Origin of the sequence: Citrobacter sp. Cpo015 (genome assembly GCF_030333035.1) — a bacterium.
GTDB lineage: Bacteria > Pseudomonadota > Gammaproteobacteria > Enterobacterales > Enterobacteriaceae > Citrobacter > Citrobacter portucalensis.
The window spans coordinates 27,845-45,371 of sequence record NZ_JAOWGS010000020.1 but is presented as its reverse complement, the minus strand read 5'-3'; the positions used below and the strand labels follow the sequence as shown (position 1 = coordinate 45,371).

Sequence of the window (17,527 nt, the reverse complement as noted above, 5' to 3'; positions counted from 1 at the left end):
TTTTACCCATACGCGTCATTGCGTTTATAGTTGTTGGTGCTTTTTCACCGTTGCAGCACCATAGTCATTCACTGCAGCCCATGACACATCACCTACTGCTGCTGCAGGTATTGAAAATATTTGTTCCCCAAAGGGAGGAATCGTCATTGACAATGACTCAGGTACAGAACTGTCTGCGAGAGGTTTTACCCGCTTTCCACCAACAGAGAGTTCTAATAACGAAATATGAAATGGCGTTGGATTCTTTGCGGTTAATTGAGAACCCTGACGGCTAAACCGTAATTTTTCCCACGCACCGGCAGCGGCCGATTCTTTAAGACTCACTGGCCGCCAAAAAAGTTTCAGCTGTGTTTTCATCGCAAACTGCAGCGTATTTTTATCTTTTAATTCATCAGGCATAGCCGAAACAGATTTAAAGTTGGCAACAAACATCGATTCACGGTCTTGTGGTAGAGATCCTTTATCGCCAATAAAGACGATATGCAGCAGAGCCTGGCCATTAGCGTCCATTTTATAAATCGGCGGAGTGATAATAAAAGGCGCTTTTGTGTTATCTGTCTTTGTTACCCAGCTTTGTATCAGATATTTATTGGCATCTTCTTTATTCTTAATAGATATCTGTACTTCTTTTTTATTCTCCGGGTAAATGATTCTAGTTCCCCCCAGAACAATGCTGGCCTGTGCATTTATGGCAATAAGCCCAATAATGGCAAAACAAATTCGCGCATATAATTTCACCCGCAATACTCCCTGGTCAGGCAGCCCTGAAGGGCTGCCTGTCATACTTAACGATAGAACACGGTAAAATTCGCGGAGGCGTGATATTTACCTGCAGTCGGTTTGTCATTACCAATCTGAATCACTTTCGCGGTATAGTTGAAAATAGAAGGCGTTGCTTCATCGCCAGTATTCGCCACATCAGTGGTTGATACCGGAACGGAGTCATCAAACACAACGTCAGTGTTACCACCATTATTATTGGTTACGGTAATACCTACATTTGTTGCAGCACTCGCATCACTAAGGTCGTTCTTCAGGCGTAAATTCTCGCCGTCAGTAGTGTCACCACTGAACCTCAGGTTTAAACTTGCTATGGCAGGGTCACATTTAGCCAAAGAAATCTGGAAATCTTTTGTCGGGCCAATTGCCCCATCAGAACCAAAATTCTCCGGGTAAGCATCAGCAAAAGTCACCACGGTATTTGCTCCTGCGCCATCGACATCAATAACGCAAGTGTCGGCAACAATACGGCCAGAAAACTCTACCTTACCCGTATCTTCTGCAAATGCAGAAGTATTTACAGCGGCAATCAGGCTTCCGGCCATCAGCACAGTAAGAAGCTTTTTATTCATTAGAATCCCTTAATCAGAACGATTGAATGACAAAGTCCCATTACCAATAATAAATTACTGGTGAGAAATATTGAGGGTGAGCACGGAGAGAAAAGAATAAAGATATGCAAAAAAACATGATCTTCTGAAATCCATTCGTCAAATCAATACAATGAATCGCGTATAATGAATCTTGTATAGTGTTCACTCGCGGATTAAATCAAACCACCGGAGAGACTGTCTATAGCCTGCGATTTTTCACACACCATAAAAGAAGTTAACTATTTAATTTCCAATATCTTTTACAAACATTTATTTTACTTAATTTGTTCTTAATTAAAATTAAATCAATACAATTACATCATGAAAAAACAAATATCATTTTACCCAGAAATAAAAACACCCGCTAATAGCGGGTGTTTAGGTCTAATTTATTACTGAATTAATTACTACCAAACATCTCTTTAATCCAACCGGCTACTCCATCGCCGTCCTTCTTCTCCTGCTGCGGCGGTTGCTGCTGTTGAGGCTGCTGTTGCTGCGGCTGCTGAGAAGATTGATCGAACGGATTACCCGACTGCTGCAGCATCTCACCTTGCTGACACAGTGAATCCGGATCGGTGGTCCAAACAGGAAGCGTGCGCATACCCCCGCTACAAACGAAGTTACCGTCGTAGTCTACGCCCATATCCACCACATCCTCCGGTGGCGTCAGCACCAGCGGTGTTGGCGTCTGGTTGGCCAGATAACGCTGATAAATCGACATCGCGCCGCTGGCACCGTACAGCTTGGTTGGCTGGTTGTTATCGCGGCCCACCCAGGTGATGGTCACCTGGCTGCCGTCGATCCCGGCAAACCAGGTATCCACGTTGTTGTTGGTGGTCCCGGTTTTCCCTGCCAGATGCAGACCCGGATACTTCGCGCCAAGCTGGCGACCCGTACCACGCTGAACCACCTGCTGCATAGTCCACAGCGTCATATACGCCGCCTGCGCCGGAACAGCACGCTCGGCCTGTGGGAAGCTCTGGTACAGCACGGTACCATCTTCGGCAATCACCGAACGCAGCGCCGACAGCGGCGCGCGGTTCCCACCGCTGGCGATAGTCTGGAACGCCTGCGCCACTTCGATTGGCGTCAGGTTTAACGCACCCAGCAGCATGGCCGGAACCGGGTTAAGCTGATCTTTCGGCGCACCCAGCTTCAACCAGGTATCGGTTACAGCAGGCAGGCCCAGCGCCATCCCCAGATTTACCGTTGGCACGTTCATTGAACGCGTTAACGCATCCACCAGCATTACTTTGCCGCTTTCGCTATAGCGACGGTCATCGTTCTGCGGTGACCACACCTGGCCGTTCGGCTGACGCAGCGCAATCGGCGCATCGGCAATCCAGGTATTCAGGCGGTACAACTTCGGCTGGCTGAGCGCGGTCAGATAGGTTGCAGGCTTGGCCAGAGAACCAATCGAACGACGCGCCTGCATCGCACGGTTATAGCCCGCAAACTGCGGTTCTGCTCCGCCGACCATGGCGCGAACTTCACCACTAAAGCGGTCAACGACCACAATCGCGGTTTCCAGATCGCTCAGCTTACGCTGTTTCTTCAGTACCGGAATGCCTTCCACCGCCGCTTTTTCTGCGGCATCCTGCGCCACGGAATCAAAGGTGGTGAAAATCTTCACGCCGGAGAGATCTTTAACTTTATCGCCCAGCTTCGCCTGGAGCTCCTGACGCACCATCTGCATAAAGGCAGGCTGCGGGGAGATCACCCCACCACGCGGCTGTACGCCTAACGGACGCGCACTCAGCATGTCATACAGATCCTGGTCGATAATCTGCTGCTGTTGCAGAAGACGCAGAACCAGGTTACGACGCTCCAGCGCCAGTTTCGGGTTACGCCACGGGTTGTAGATCGACGCCCCTTTAACCATCCCCACCAGCAGCGCCTGCTGGTCGAGGCTCAGCTCTTCTACCGGACGACCGAAATAATAAAGGCTCGCCAGCGGGAAGCCGCGAATCTCGTTATCACCGCTTTGGCCGAGATAGACTTCGTTCATGTACAGCTCAAGAATGCGGTCTTTGCTGTAACGCGCATCCATGATCAGCGCCATATAGGCTTCGTTGGCCTTACGCCAGTAGGAACGTTCGCTGGACAGGAACAGGTTTTTCACCAGCTGCTGAGTCAGCGTACTGGCCCCCTGTACCGTACGACCCGCCGTCAGGTTCGCCAGCACCGCACGACCAATGGAATAAAGGCTGATACCGTCATGCTCATAGAAGTGACGGTCTTCGGTCGCCAGCAGCGTGTCCACCAGCAGATCCGGGAAGCCGCTACGCGGAACAAACAGGCGCTGCTCACCGTTAGGTGAAGAGAGCATGGTGATCAAACGCGGATCGAGACGGAAAAAACCGAACTGGCGGTTGTTATCCATATTCTCGATGGTATCCAGATGATCGCCGTCAAAGGTCAGACGCGCACGCACCTGCCCTTCTTTGCTGTCCGGGAAGTCAAACGGACGGCGAATCATCTCGATGCTCTTCGCCTGCACGGTAAATTCGCCCGGACGCGTCATCTTCGTCACCTGACGATACTGCGTGGCCTCCAGCAGCTTCACCATCTCGTTTTTGCCGATAGGCATTTCTGGCTCAAGGTTAACCATACGGCCATAAACTGCCGCAGGAAGCTGCCAGACTTTGCCATCAATACGGCTACGAATTTTTTGGTCCAGATAAACGCCGTAAATGGCGATCAGTACCAAAAAGACAATCGACAGTTTTACCAGCAGCCAGAACCAGCCGCGCTTACCACGAGGCTTACGCCCTTTGCCTTTACCCTTACGCGGCATCGGTTCTTCATCCTCATAGTCATCATCATCATAATCGTCGTCATACTCTTCATCTCTGAGTTGACGACGGCTCACCTTTTGTTTCACCGGACGCGAGGGTTTCCCTTTACGTCCAATTGGCTCGCGGTCATTCCCCGCCATGCTTTTTCTCCGCAACATTCAGGCGCAAGGGCCCGATTCTCTGTTCTTCCGTCCTGCGACAGAAGAAGAAATCTCTCAATTATTACCGCTCTTTCGCCGGATGCGGCATAACGCCTTATCCGGCCTACAGTTACATTACGAATACTTTTTGGTGCGCCGCGTTGGCGCGGTATTCGCCGGATCGTCCGGCCAGACATGTTTGGGATAACGCCCTTTCATCTCTTTTTGCACCTCACGGTACGATCCCTGCCAGAACGCGCTCAGATCGCTCGTCACCTGTAGCGGTCTTTGGGCCGGAGACAGCAGCTCCAGCACCAGCGGCACGCGCCCCTGGGCAATGGTTGGAGTCTTTGCTTCACCAAACATTTCCTGCATCCGAACCGCCAATACTGGAGGATTATCCTCATGATAGCGAATGGCAATCCGGCTTCCCGTCGGCACAGTGTAATGCGCAGGCAGCTCACTATCCAGACGTTGCAACATTGACCAGTCCAGTAAACCGCGCAACGCCTGTCCCACATTGAGTGCTTTTAATGCGCGTAACGAGTGCACACCGCTCATGTGCGGCAGCAGCCAGGTCTCCAGCGACGCCAGCAGAGAATCCTCATCTACCGCGGGCCAGTCGTATTCTGGCAACCAGTTTGCCGCACATTGCAGACGCAGTCGAAACTGCTCGGCTTCCGGCGTCCAGTTGAGCACACTTAGCCCTTTATCGCGAATGCCATTCAACATCGCCTGATGCAACTCCTCTTCCGAGGGTTTGGCCAATGGCTGTACTTTTACCGTGAGCTGACCAATGCGCGACCGACGCAATGCCTTTAACGTTCCCTGGGTTTCATCCCATTCGATGGTGTCGGACTGTTGCAGCAGCTCAGGACATGCCTGCATCAGCGACTCGATATCCAGCGGCAGAGCCAGCAAAATACGCGCGTCTGGCGAAGCGCTGCCCTGCAACAAAAGTGGCGCTATCAGCCATTCATGGCGTCCTGAAGCATCATCGGCATCCAGCATAGCGCCCATGCCATTCGCCAGTTGATAGCGCCCTTCCTGCCCGCGTCGACGCGCGATCCGATCGGCAAACGCCCGCGCCAGCAATGAGGGGAGCAGCGTGCTGTCGGGCTGCCCGCTGCTAACGTTAAGCCGTTTCAGCAACTGTTGACTGCGCTGCTGCCAGGCGGGCTGATTTCGTGAAAACGCCACGGTCAGATCGGTACTTCCACCGCGCGGCGGCTCTTCCAGAATCGCGGCCAGTTTTGCCGCCGTAGCCGCTTCGGTATTATTTTTGGCACCGACCAGCATCGCCGCTAAACGAGGATCGTTACCCAATGCCGCCATTTTCTGCCCGCGGGCACTGAGCCTGTCGCCCTCAAGCGCGCCCAGCATCTGCAACAGCCGTTTTGCCGCCTGCAGGTTGATGGCGGGCGGCGTATCCAGCCAGTTCAGTTGCTCAGGTTCGGTACATCCCCATTGCAGCAACTCCATCAGTAGCCCGGACAGATCGCTCTGCAATATCTCCGCTTCCCCCTGCGCTGCCGCTCTTTCTGCCTGCTCTTTGGTAAGCAGATGCAGGCAAATACCGGGTTCCAGACGACCCGCACGTCCCGCGCGCTGAGTCATCGAAGCCTGGCTGATGCGCTGGGTAATCAGTCGCGTCAGACCGGTACGCACGTCATAGCGCGCCACGCGTTCCTGGGCGCAGTCCACCACCAGTCGGATGCCTTCGATCGTCAAGCTGGTTTCAGCAATATTGGTGGCCAGCACCACTTTGCGTTTGCCTTGCGGCGCGGGCACAATCGCCTGACGCTGCTCGGAAAGCGTTAACGCGCCGTACAGTGGGCACAGCACAACATCGCTGCCTACACGCGTAGCCAGTTGCTCCTGTACACGCAGGATTTCGCCCACACCCGGTAAAAACAGCAGCAGCGACCCGCTTTCATGGCGCAATAGCTCCGCCGTCGCTATCGCCACCGCTTCATCAAAACGCAAATGCGCCGCCAACGGCTGATACCGCCGCTCAACGGGAAATGCGCGGCCTTCAGAAACGATCGTCGGCGCATCGGGCAACATCTGCTGCAAACGCCCGTTATCCAGAGTGGCGGACATAATCAACAGTTTCAGATCGTCCCGCAGCCCTTGCTGCACATCCAGCAATAGCGCCAGCGCCAGATCAGCCTGTAAACTCCGCTCGTGAAATTCGTCGAGGATCACCAGCCCGACGCCTGTCAGTTCAGGATCGCGTTGGATCATCCGCGTCAGGACGCCCTCTGTTACCACTTCCAGCCGGGTCTGCGGCCCTACGCAACTTTGTGCGCGCATGCGATAGCCCACGGTTTCACCAGGCTTTTCGTTCAGCAATTCCGCTAATCGTTGCGCCACATTGCGCGCTGCCAGGCGGCGCGGCTCCAGCAAAATAATCCGCCCCGTGATACCGCGATGCTCAAGAAGTCGCAACGGCAGCCAGGTCGATTTCCCGGCACCGGTCGGCGCCGTCAGCAGAACCTGCGGCGAGGCATCAAGGGCGGTAAGCAGTTCAGGCACTACAGCGGCAACGGGCAACGACGTCACAAATGGCTCCAGAGGGTTAACATTCTTCGCGCTGCATTGTAGCATCGCGTTAATTCATAACCGAGTATCCATCATGTCTGAGCCAAAAAGGCTGTTCTTTGCGATTGAATTGCCAGCCGGGGTTCGGGAGCAGCTAATCCACTGGCGGGCCGCGCAGTTCCCCCCTGAAGCGGGTCGCCCCGTCGCGGCTGATAATCTGCATCTGACGCTGGCCTTTTTAGGCGACGTCAGCGCTGAGAAGCAACAGGCGCTGTCGCAGCTCGCGGGGCGTATTCGCCAGCCAGGTTTCACGCTCAAATTCGATGATGCCGGGCAATGGCTGCGCTCCAGGGTCGTGTGGCTGGGTATGCGTCAGCCGCCGCGCGGGTTGCTGCAACTGGCGAATATGCTACGGGCGCAGGCAGCGCGTAGCGGGTGCTATCAAAGCCCGCAGCCGTTTCACCCGCATATCACGCTGCTGCGCGATGCCGGTCACGCGGTTCCAATCCCTCCACCGGGCTTTGGCTGGTCATTTCCGGTTACGGAGTTCGCACTTTACTCCTCCTCATTTTCACGAGGACGCACGCGTTATACGCCGCTGCAACGCTGGACGCTGACTGAATAATTAAAGGGACTGCTTATGCAATTTTCTCCACCTTTACAACCTGCAACGCTCATTCAGCGCTATAAGCGCTTTTTAGCGGATGTGATCACACCCGATGGCACAGCGTTAACGCTACACTGCCCAAATACCGGTGCGATGACCGGATGCGCAATGCCAGGTGACACCGTTTGGTATTCGACATCAGAAAATACTAAACGCAAATATCCACATACCTGGGAATTAACGCAAACCCAATCCGGTGAATTTATTTGTGTTAACACGCTGTGGGCCAACAGATTAACGAAAGAGGCGATTCAACAGGCGTTAATTTCGGAAGTTTCAGGCTACAGTACTTTGAAAAGTGAAGTAAAATACGGCACCGAAGGGAGCCGCATCGACTTTTTGTTACAGGCAGATTCCCGACCTGACTGCTATATTGAAGTGAAATCAGTCACGTTGGCGGAAAAAGAGCAGGGTTATTTTCCCGATGCCATCACTGAACGAGGTCAGAAGCATCTTCGGGAATTGATGAGCGTAGCGGCTGAAGGCAAGCGGGCAGTGATATTTTTCGCCGTGCTACATTCAGCCATTACACGGTTTTCACCCGCGCACCATATCGATGCAAAATATGCGCAATTATTAGTTGAAGCACAGCTTAAGGGGGTTGAAATTCTGGTTTATAAAGCGGAACTTTCTGCCCACGGTATGACTCTTAAAGAGCCGTTGCCCATTACCTTGTAATGGTGTAAATATCTGGTCAATTAGTATTCTGGGCGCGTGGGCAAATACGCTTTTCCTCACAGGGTTGTCAAGTGTTACGTTTAGATAATTGCTATCCGGAAAAGCATCTGCTATTTATAGCGACCTGATTTTTCCCCCGAACATGGGGATCGATAGTGCGTGTTAAGGAGAAGCAACATGCAAGAAGGGCAAAACCGTAAAACATCGTCCCTGAGTATTCTCGCCATCGCTGGGGTGGAGCCGTACCAGGAGAAACCGGGCGAAGAGTATATGAACGAAGCCCAGCTGTCGCACTTCAGGCGTATTCTTGAGGCATGGCGCAATCAACTTAGGGATGAAGTCGATCGCACCGTAACTCATATGCAAGACGAAGCGGCTAACTTCCCTGATCCGGTGGACCGCGCCGCACAGGAAGAAGAATTCAGCCTTGAGCTGCGTAACCGTGACCGTGAGCGCAAACTGATCAAAAAGATCGAGAAGACGCTGAAGAAAGTAGAAGACGAAGATTTCGGCTACTGCGAATCATGCGGCGTAGAAATTGGTATTCGCCGTCTGGAAGCGCGTCCGACAGCCGATCTGTGCATCGACTGTAAAACGCTGGCAGAAATCCGCGAAAAACAAATGGCAGGTTAATTCCGGTCATTTTTACCACGTTTACTACAGGCGGGAGCTTCTCCCGCCTTATTATTTGTTAGTCCGCAAAATGAGCGATTCACACTATATTGGCCGCTTCGCCCCTTCCCCTTCCGGCGAACTGCATTTCGGCTCACTAATTGCCGCCCTCGGGAGTTACCTGCAGGCCCGCGCACAGCGCGGAATCTGGCGAGTGCGCATTGAAGATATTGACCCCCCTCGTGAAGTTCCCGGTGCTGCAGATACGATTCTGCGTCAGCTGGAACATTACGGACTGCACTGGGATGGCGATATTTTATGGCAATCCCAACGTCATGATGCCTACCGCGAGGCGCTCGCCTGGTTACATCAACAGGATCTGAGCTATTACTGCACCTGTACGCGGGCGCGTATTCAAAGCGTCGGCGGTATTTATGACGGCCACTGCCGTGAGTTACGCCTCGGACCAGAGCAGGCGGCAGTCCGCATAAAGCAACGTCACCCGGTGATGCAGTTTACTGACCAGCTGCGCGGTGAAATTCAGGCAGACCCGCAACTTGCAGGCGAAGATTTTATCATTCACCGTCGAGACGGGCTGTTTGCCTATAACCTCGCCGTGGTGGTTGATGACCACTTTCAGGGCGTAACAGAGATTGTACGCGGCGCCGATCTTATCGAACCCACGGTGCGGCAAATCTCTTTGTATCAGCAGTTTGGCTGGCAAGCGCCTGACTATATTCATCTTCCGCTGGCGCTCAACGAACAAGGCGCTAAACTTTCAAAACAAAATCATGCACCTGCGCTGCCGCAAGGCGATCCGCGTCCGGTGATTATTGCCGCGCTGCGCTTTCTCGGCCAGCGTGCCGATATCCCGTGGCAGGATATGCAGGTTGATCAGATCCTGGAGTTTGCCGTTGAGAATTGGCGTCTGACAACGGTGCCTGAATCGGCGATCTTAAATCCGGCATTCTCAAATGCATCATGCTGAGCTATGATTAGCCGCTATTTTTACACAGCAACACTTGTTCTGATTGAAGTTTGACACTACCGAGGTGCACTATTTTTACCCGAGTCGCTAATTTTTGCCGCAAGGTGCTAAGCCGCGAGGAGCGCGAGGCTGAGCTCGCCGTCGCCCGTCCACATATGACGGTAATTCCGCGTGAGCAGCACTCTATCTCCCGCAAAGATATCAGTGAAAATGCCCTGAAGGTAATGTACAGGCTCAATAAGGCCGGATACGAGGCATGGCTGGTTGGCGGTGGTGTACGCGATCTTTTGCTGGGCAAAAAACCGAAAGATTTTGATGTCACCACTAACGCAACGCCGGATCAGGTGCGCAAACTGTTTCGTAACTGTCGCCTGGTCGGTCGCCGTTTCCGTCTGGCCCATGTCATGTTCGGCCCTGAAATTATCGAAGTGGCGACGTTCCGCGGCCATCATGAAGGCAGCGAATCCGATCGCACAACATCGCAGCGCGGGCAAAACGGTATGCTGCTGCGTGACAACATCTTCGGCTCCATCGAAGAAGATGCACAGCGTCGCGATTTCACGATTAACAGCCTGTATTACAGCGTGGCCGATTTCACCGTACGTGATTACGTTGGGGGAATGCAGGATCTCGAAGAGGGCATCATTCGCCTGATCGGTAATCCGGAAACGCGCTATCGCGAAGATCCTGTGCGCATGCTGCGCGCCGTACGCTTTGCCGCCAAGCTCGACATGCGTATCAGCCCGGAAACCGCAGAGCCGATCCCACGTCTGGCAACCTTGCTTAACGATATTCCTCCCGCACGCCTGTTTGAAGAAGCGCTCAAGCTGTTACAGGCGGGCTATGGGTACGAAACCTATAAAAAACTGCGTGAGTACAGCCTGTTCCAACCGCTGTTCCCAACCATTACGCGCTACTTCACCGAAGACGGTGACAGCCCAATGGAACGCATCATTGCCCAGGTACTGAAGAATACCGATAACCGCATTCACAATGATATGCGCGTTAACCCGGCGTTCTTGTTTGCTGCCATGTTCTGGTATCCGTTACTGGAAGCCGCACAGAAAATTGCGCAAGAAAGCGGTCTGGCCTATTACGACGCTTTCGCGCTGGCAATGAACGACGTGCTGGACGAAGCCTGCCGCTCGCTGGCGATCCCGAAACGTCTGACCTCACTGACCCGTGATATCTGGCAGTTGCAGTTACGTATGTCCCGTCGCCAGGGCAAACGCGCCTGGAAGCTGATGGAGCATCCAAAGTTCCGCGCAGCTTACGACCTGTTAGCGCTGCGTGCTGAAGTCGAACACAACGCGGAATTGCAGCGACTGGCGAAATGGTGGGGTGAATTCCAGGTTTCTGCGCCGCCAGAACAAAAAGGCATGCTGAACGAACTGGATGAAGAGCCAGACGCACGTCGTCGCCATCGTCGCCCGCGTAAACGCGCACCACGCCGTGAAGGCTCCGCATGACCTATCACGTATACCCAACAAATTTCGAGTCGCATCAAGGTGGTGACACAGATGCAGCTTGAAAAACGACGGGTATATATCGCCCTCGGCAGTAATTTAGCCTCCCCTCTGGAGCAGGTTAATGCTGCCGTGAAAGCGATCGGGGAAATCCCTGACAGCCGAATCGTGGCTGTCTCCTCATTTTACCGTACGCCACCATTAGGCCCACAGGATCAACCCGATTACCTGAACGCCGCCGTCGCACTGGAAACCACCCTCGCGCCGGAAGAATTACTCAATCACACCCAACGCATTGAGTTACAGCAGGGGCGGGTGCGCAAAGCCGAACGCTGGGGACCACGAACGCTGGACCTCGACATTATGCTGTTTGGCGATGAAGTGATTAACACCGAACGTTTGACCGTACCGCACTACGACATGAAAAACCGTGGTTTTATGCTGTGGCCGCTCGCTGAAATCGCGCCGGATCTTATCTTTCCAGACGATAAACAACCACTTGCGTTTTTCATCCAGCAAACCACTCCTCGTCCGGCGCAATGGTAACCGCGTTATATAATAAAATTAATTATGAAAAGCCTCACTCAAATTAATTAAACTACATTTTCCTTTCAGTAAATCTAATTAACACATACTACTCAGACATCATCCATGCAAAACAATTATTATTAAAGACCAGTAGTTGTTTGTTCCTTGCGCTTTATCACACAAACCTATATCCCATAAAAATATATTTCAAAAAACAAAGAAAGCCCTCCTACAATAATTTTAAAATAAAATGATTTTATAAAACTCATAGGCCCAAGTTATTTTACAAAACATTACTAACCGCTAGAATATGCCCCTGCTATTTAATATAGCAAAGTAGTAATTATCTAATATTTCAAATCCTGTAAGGATACAGTAATGAAAAAAGCAATTTTGGCAGCAGCTATGGTTATGGCAATGGGCTCAACTTCGGCAATGGCAGCGGATGCAGAAGGCGGTCAGCTTAATTTTCACGGTTTAGTCAGTGCTACAACCTGTTCTAAAGTCGTTTCCACCAGCCGTGGTGATGAATCCACTGATGGCAACATCTATCTGGAAACCGCAACCCCGGCGGATATCACCACTGAAGTCGCTGATGCTACTTACGGCGCAAAAGCAGAACCTTTCTCCATCGTTCTGAACTGTAAAGATGCATCCGAAGTGACCACCGGAACTAAGGCCAGTCTGTCAATGGTCTCTTCTTTTGGTAACACCAAAGGCACGCTGGATAACGACACCAACCTGACTGCCGCCGGCATGGCTGCTGCGAAGAACGTAAACATCGCGATTCACGATGCAGACACCAAAACGCTGATGAAAGTTGACGGTGCAGACGTTCACGAAGCCACCTTCGATGCCAGCAAAATCGCTACCTACCACTTTGTAGCTTCCTATGTGAAAGCAGTACTGAGTGATGACGTAACCCCAGGTCACGTTACCACTAACGCAATGTATACCTTTACTTATCAGTAAGCATTAACGCTTTACTGATGAAATAAGTATACAAAAAAGCGCGTTAATAGCATTAACCGGAATTATTACACCGTTTGTCATTAACACAGCTTGTAATAACGAGGTGAGAATTACGATTACTATCGCACCTCGTTTCTTAAATTAAGAACACCAAATCATCTACTGGCAAGGAATGCTCATGTTGAATTTTAAGAAAACGCTTACCACATTGGTACTAGCAGGAAGCTTATTGAGTAATACTAGTCATGCCGATATTATCATTTCCGGCACGCGCATCATTTATGATGAAAATAAAAAAGATGTCAGTATCCGCCTGGAAAATAAAGGTACCCGACCGCTGCTGGTGCAAAACTGGATTGATCTCGGGAATGATAATGCCGATCCAGGCAGTATTAAGGCCCCATTCGTCTCCACTCCTCCCGTTTCACGTATAGAACCAAAGCACGGTCAATCCGTGAAAGTAATGTTTACCCAAACCACAGCATTGCCAAAAGACCGTGAAAGCGTGTTCTGGTTTAACGTGCTGGAAGTACCGCCAAAAGCAGACGCCAACAAAGAAGAAAACAAAAGTTTGCTGCAGTTAGCTTTCCGCACTCGTATCAAACTGTTTTACCGCCCTGCCGGTTTACAGGGTTCGCCTGCAGAAGCCACCAAACAGTTGAAGTGGCAGATGGGGAATGAACAAGGCCATACGACGCTAAAGGTTAATAACCCAACACCTTACTACGTTTCATTTAATGATGCTGTCGTTACGGTTGGCGGGAAGCGCTATACCGTTGATGCCACCATGGTTGCGCCTTTGAGCAATGCCTCTTTTAACGTCAAAGGTCTACAAAATACCGTATCAGGCAAACTGGACTACCACGCCATTAACGATTATGGCGGCATGATCGAAGGCTCTGTTTCACTGTAATCGATTAATCAAAACGCAGGATGCAAAAGACGGTGCAAAACTTTCCTTATACCGAATCGATGCCGAAAAAAACGCTACTGGCGATGTGCTGTGCACTGCTTTACAGCCAGCCCGGTTTTGCCGCAGAAAACGTCGAGTACGACAGCTCATTTTTAATGGGAAGTAGCGCGGCTAGTATCGATATCAGTAAATATTCCGACGGCAACCCTACGCCAGCGGGAACCTACAGTGTGAAAGTTTTCGTCAACGAGAAATCAGTAGCAAGCCTGACCCTTCCCTTTGTTGATGTTGGTAAAAATAGCGCGCAAGCCTGCCTGACGTCGAAGAATCTGGCACAGCTGCACATTAAGCAGCCTGAGATCGGCAACGAACACGCTATTCTGAAAAAAGGTGATGAAGATGGGGATGACTGCTTAAACCTACCTGCACTTATCGAGCAGTCAAACGTAAGCTTTGATATGGGTGAGCAGCGCCTGGATATCTCCGTTCCTCAGGCGTGGCTCATTAAAGGTTATTCTGGCTATGTCGAACCCTCCTTGTGGGAAAGCGGCATCCCGGCAGCCCTGTTTTCCTATACCCTTAACGGCTACCACAGCACCAACCACGATACTGACAGCGATAGCTTGTATGCTGCATTTAATACGGGCATCAATCTCGGTGCATGGCGTCTTCGTGCCAGTGGTAACTACAACTGGGCGAAGGACGGCGGCAGCAATTTCGAATACCAGAACCGTTATCTGCAGCGCGACCTCCCGGCACTACGCTCACAGCTGATTGTCGGCGAAGCCTATACCACTGGCGAAACCTTTGACTCGGTGAACATCCGCGGGGCACGTCTGTATAGCGACACGCGTATGCTGCCTTCACAGTTGGCTAACTATGCGCCTATTATCCGCGGCGTCGCCAACACTAACGCCAAAGTGACCGTGACTCAGGGCAGTTATAAGATTTATGAAGCGACCGTTCCGCCGGGACCTTTCGAGATCAACGATATCAGCCCTTCCGGCTACGGTAGCGACCTGATCGTCACCATCGAAGAAGCTGATGGCAGTAAACGTACTTTCTCCCAGCCGTTTTCTTCGGTCATGCAGATGCAGCGCCCGGGCGTCGGACGCTGGGACGTGAGCGTCGGGGAAGTCAATAACGACGAACTTCATGACAAACCAAACCTGGCGCAGGGCTCATACTACTACGGTCTGAACAACTTTCTGACGGCCTACACCGGTATTCAGGCAACGGACAACGACTATTTCGCTGGACTCCTCGGTCTGGGTCTGAATACACCTTTTGGCGCACTGGCGGTTGACGTTACCCATTCACGCGCAGATATCCCTGACGACGATACCTATCAAGGCCAAAGCTATCGCTTGACCTGGAACAAACTGATTGAGGCGACCGATACGTCGTTCAAGGTCGCGGCCTATCGCTACTCGACGCGAGACTACCTGGGCCTGAATGACGCGCTAGAGCTAATCGACGATGCCAAATTCAAAGGTACTGACGCTGAACGCAATACCATGAATAACTTCTCGCGTATGAAGAATCAGGTCACCGTCAGCATGAACCAACCTTTGCAGTCCGCTGAGGTTGATTACGGTTCATTTTATCTGTCAGCCACCTGGACCGACTACTGGGCAAGCAACGAGAGCCGCAGCGATTACAGCCTGGGTTATGGCAAAGGATTTTCCTGGGGCAGCATGAGTATCAACCTGCAGCGCACCTGGGATGAAGAAGGCGAAAAGGATGATTCGCTTTATATCAACTTCAATATTCCGCTGGAGAACCTGCTGGGTGGTGAACGTCGCCGCTCAGGATTCAGCAACTTGAGCACCCAGATGCGTACCGATTTTAACGGTGGGCACCAGCTCAGCATGAACAGTAGCGGCAGCAGCGAAGACAATAAGCTGAACTACAGCGTGAATACAGGCTACACCATGCAAAAAGAGGGGAAAAACATCTCCGATATTGGTGGATATACCAGCTATCAGTCCCCATGGGGAGATCTTTCAGCATCCGCCTCGGCGAATAACGACAGTAACCGTCAGTATTCGCTCTCCACTGACGGCGGTTTTGTGTTGCACAGCGGTGGCTTAACGTTTACCAACGACAACTTTGGCAACAGCGATGCCATTGTGCTGGTGAAAGCGCCTGGCGCTAAAGGCGCTCGGATTAACGGTGGAAGCAGCACAATTGATCGTTGGGGTTATGGCGCAACGAACTCACTGACGGCCTACCGGGAAAACCAGGTCAATCTCGACATCGATACGATGGATAACGACGTCGAGCTGAAGAGCACCAGTACCACACTGGTACCACGCGATGGCGCGGTCGTTTTCGCCAGTTTCGAAACCGATGAAGGACGTTCAGCCATTCTCAACATGACGCGCAGCGATCACCAGACGATTCCATTCGGCGCCGAAGTTTATGAGAACAATGTACAGATCGGCAATATGGGCCAGGGCGGCCAGGCTTTTGTCCGCGGTATTAGCGATAACGGCGAACTTACGGTGCGCTGGTTTGAAAATAACCAACCCGCAACCTGTACGGCAACCTTCCTGTTGCCAGCAACGCAACAAACGGTCGGCTCCAGCCAGACCCTACTGTTAGACAACATTACGTGTCGTGTCACTAACCACAATACAAATGGAATCCCCAATGAAAAGGAATAAGCGCTTTTTAGCTGCCTCCGTACTCGCGGTACTCTTTCCGCTGACCAGTCAGGCGGAAACACTTAACGTCGACTTCACCGCCACCGTGTTGGCCACCACCTGCAGCATGACCATTGCGGCCCTGGATGGCTCATCGGTTTCTGGCGATGCCACCAACGGCTATAAGTTAACGGTGGGCGATGTTGGTCTGGATAAGATCATTAAGAAATCAGCGGAATCGCAGAAGAACTTTAAGTTCGTCGCCAGCGATTGTGCCGGTTCATTGACCAGTATCACCACAGCACTGGCAACCTCGACCTCCGCCAGCGGTGACTTCATTAAAAATGAATCCGCTGATTCAGGCGCCGCCACCAATATCGGTATGGGCTTTAAACGTAAAAACGTCAGTGATGAAACCTATATGAAGCCAGGTTCTGGTTCCTTCACCTGGACCCCTGAAGAACGTACTAACAACGCCGTCGAAATGACAGTGGCGCTGCGCGAACTGACGGATGGCGCAGGTACCACCGGTGCATTCAGCTCTAAAGCGACCTTCACCTTCACTTATCAATAACAGGGACGATGATAATGAAAAAACAACTTTTGCGCGGGTTAATGATTGGCGCACTGGCAACGATGGGGGCGGGCGTTTCCACCATGGCGCAGGCTGATGGTACTGCACAGTTGGACTTAACCGTAGAGGCAAATATCACCGCCGGTACCTGTGCGGCATCGGTGGTTGACGGCGAGACCGCTACCAACACAATTGCCTTTGGTAATGTCTATATCTCTGAAGTTTTTGCAAAAACAAAAGTGAAACCGTTTAAACTGCGCTTTAGTGAATGCGCGGGATTAAAGGACAAAACTGCGACCGTTACTTTATCACCAAATAACGTCGGTTGTTCTGGCGGTGACTCAAATCAGGCAGCATTTGCAAACTCTTCAACATCGAGCACAAAAGCGAGCAAAACCGGTGTTGAGGTCTGGACAACCAGTACACCTGGTGGTACAGATAGCGTGCAATTCCACTGTTATAATAAAAACCCAGAGACCGTTGATCTGAGCAGCGCCACCACAACAACGCCTGTAGATTAGCCACTCAGCGCACGTATGGTAGCCGTTCAAGGTGCTGCCCTTTCTGGTATTACTGCCGGTGATTTCTATTCACCAACCACGTTCACCATTACTTACCAGTAA

General features: G+C 51.7%; 14 protein-coding genes and 1 pseudogene. 11 read left to right on the top strand and 4 right to left on the bottom strand.

Going from position 1 to position 17,527, the window contains the following annotated elements:
• Positions 1 to 24 precede the first annotated feature (24 nt).
• From OGY67_RS06825 to hrpB, 4 genes are all read right to left on the bottom strand, one after another.
• Positions 25 to 738, bottom strand: a complete 714-nt coding sequence (locus OGY67_RS06825; RefSeq protein ID WP_125362715.1) for a fimbrial biogenesis chaperone — start codon at positions 736 to 738, stop codon at positions 25 to 27.
• A 47-nt stretch (positions 739 to 785) separates the two neighbouring features.
• Positions 786 to 1,352 (bottom strand): fimbrial protein, encoded by a 567-nt coding sequence (locus OGY67_RS06820; RefSeq protein WP_186413717.1) that lies wholly within the window; start codon positions 1,350 to 1,352, stop codon positions 786 to 788.
• Between the two features lie 421 nt (positions 1,353 to 1,773).
• Positions 1,774 to 4,314, bottom strand: coding sequence for a bifunctional glycosyl transferase/transpeptidase (mrcB, locus tag OGY67_RS06815; protein ID WP_071446615.1), 2,541 nt, complete (start codon positions 4,312 to 4,314; stop codon positions 1,774 to 1,776).
• A gap of 135 nt (positions 4,315 to 4,449) precedes the next feature.
• Positions 4,450 to 6,879 carry an ATP-dependent helicase HrpB gene (gene hrpB, locus OGY67_RS06810; RefSeq protein WP_286573808.1) on the bottom strand — a complete coding sequence of 810 codons (2,430 nt, stop codon included), beginning with the start codon at positions 6,877 to 6,879 and terminating at the stop codon, positions 4,450 to 4,452.
• 73 nt (positions 6,880 to 6,952) lie between these two features.
• Between hrpB and thpR the strand changes: the two genes are divergently transcribed.
• The 11 genes and pseudogenes from thpR (at position 6,953) to OGY67_RS06755 (ending at position 17,527) form a co-directional block, all read left to right on the top strand.
• The gene (thpR, locus tag OGY67_RS06805) at positions 6,953 to 7,483 is read left to right on the top strand and encodes an RNA 2',3'-cyclic phosphodiesterase (protein WP_032942390.1); all 531 of its coding nucleotides are present in this window, start codon (positions 6,953 to 6,955) and stop codon (positions 7,481 to 7,483) included.
• A gap of 15 nt (positions 7,484 to 7,498) precedes the next feature.
• Positions 7,499 to 8,203, top strand: coding sequence for a DNA/RNA nuclease SfsA (gene sfsA, locus OGY67_RS06800; protein WP_286573807.1), 705 nt, complete (start codon positions 7,499 to 7,501; stop codon positions 8,201 to 8,203).
• Positions 8,204 to 8,380: 177 nt separating this feature from the next.
• On the top strand, positions 8,381 to 8,836 hold the full coding sequence (gene dksA, locus OGY67_RS06795; protein ID WP_003829221.1) for an RNA polymerase-binding protein DksA: 456 nt from the start codon (positions 8,381 to 8,383) through the stop codon (positions 8,834 to 8,836).
• A 70-nt stretch (positions 8,837 to 8,906) separates the two neighbouring features.
• Positions 8,907 to 9,803 carry a tRNA glutamyl-Q(34) synthetase GluQRS gene (gene gluQRS / locus OGY67_RS06790; protein ID WP_103285752.1) on the top strand — a complete coding sequence of 299 codons (897 nt, stop codon included), beginning with the start codon at positions 8,907 to 8,909 and terminating at the stop codon, positions 9,801 to 9,803.
• A gap of 71 nt (positions 9,804 to 9,874) precedes the next feature.
• Positions 9,875 to 11,272 (top strand): polynucleotide adenylyltransferase PcnB, encoded by a 1,398-nt coding sequence (gene pcnB / locus OGY67_RS06785; protein WP_204192014.1) that lies wholly within the window; start codon positions 9,875 to 9,877, stop codon positions 11,270 to 11,272.
• 51 nt (positions 11,273 to 11,323) lie between these two features.
• Positions 11,324 to 11,815 carry a 2-amino-4-hydroxy-6-hydroxymethyldihydropteridine diphosphokinase gene (gene folK / locus OGY67_RS06780; protein ID WP_008786242.1) on the top strand — a complete coding sequence of 164 codons (492 nt, stop codon included), beginning with the start codon at positions 11,324 to 11,326 and terminating at the stop codon, positions 11,813 to 11,815.
• Between the two features lie 360 nt (positions 11,816 to 12,175).
• Complete coding sequence (locus tag OGY67_RS06775; RefSeq protein WP_071446612.1) at positions 12,176 to 12,769, top strand: fimbrial protein; 594 nt, start codon at positions 12,176 to 12,178, stop codon at positions 12,767 to 12,769.
• A 178-nt stretch (positions 12,770 to 12,947) separates the two neighbouring features.
• Positions 12,948 to 13,682, top strand: coding sequence for a fimbrial chaperone (locus tag OGY67_RS06770; protein WP_008786240.1), 735 nt, complete (start codon positions 12,948 to 12,950; stop codon positions 13,680 to 13,682).
• A 59-nt stretch (positions 13,683 to 13,741) separates the two neighbouring features.
• The gene (locus tag OGY67_RS06765) at positions 13,742 to 16,351 is read left to right on the top strand and encodes an outer membrane usher protein (RefSeq protein ID WP_286573816.1); all 2,610 of its coding nucleotides are present in this window, start codon (positions 13,742 to 13,744) and stop codon (positions 16,349 to 16,351) included.
• A complete protein-coding gene (locus tag OGY67_RS06760) occupies positions 16,338 to 16,904 on the top strand; it encodes a fimbrial protein (RefSeq protein ID WP_100271492.1) in 567 nt (188 codons plus the stop codon). Before OGY67_RS06765 ends, OGY67_RS06760 begins: the two co-directional genes overlap by 14 nt.
• 14 nt (positions 16,905 to 16,918) lie before the next feature.
• A pseudogene (locus OGY67_RS06755) lies at positions 16,919 to 17,527 on the top strand (fimbrial protein).

Coding starts and splice junctions, on each gene's coding strand:
- folK (WP_008786242.1), top strand. CDS start 11,324: ATGCAGCTTGAAAAACGACGGGTATATATCGCCCTCGGCAGTAATTTA.
- OGY67_RS06775 (WP_071446612.1), top strand. CDS start 12,176: ATGAAAAAAGCAATTTTGGCAGCAGCTATGGTTATGGCAATGGGCTCA.
- OGY67_RS06760 (WP_100271492.1), top strand. CDS start 16,338: ATGAAAAGGAATAAGCGCTTTTTAGCTGCCTCCGTACTCGCGGTACTC.
- sfsA (WP_286573807.1), top strand. CDS start 7,499: ATGCAATTTTCTCCACCTTTACAACCTGCAACGCTCATTCAGCGCTAT.
- OGY67_RS06770 (WP_008786240.1), top strand. CDS start 12,948: ATGTTGAATTTTAAGAAAACGCTTACCACATTGGTACTAGCAGGAAGC.
- thpR (WP_032942390.1), top strand. CDS start 6,953: ATGTCTGAGCCAAAAAGGCTGTTCTTTGCGATTGAATTGCCAGCCGGG.
- mrcB (WP_071446615.1), bottom strand. CDS start 4,314: ATGGCGGGGAATGACCGCGAGCCAATTGGACGTAAAGGGAAACCCTCG.
- gluQRS (WP_103285752.1), top strand. CDS start 8,907: ATGAGCGATTCACACTATATTGGCCGCTTCGCCCCTTCCCCTTCCGGC.
- dksA (WP_003829221.1), top strand. CDS start 8,381: ATGCAAGAAGGGCAAAACCGTAAAACATCGTCCCTGAGTATTCTCGCC.
- OGY67_RS06820 (WP_186413717.1), bottom strand. CDS start 1,352: ATGAATAAAAAGCTTCTTACTGTGCTGATGGCCGGAAGCCTGATTGCC.
- OGY67_RS06765 (WP_286573816.1), top strand. CDS start 13,742: ATGCCGAAAAAAACGCTACTGGCGATGTGCTGTGCACTGCTTTACAGC.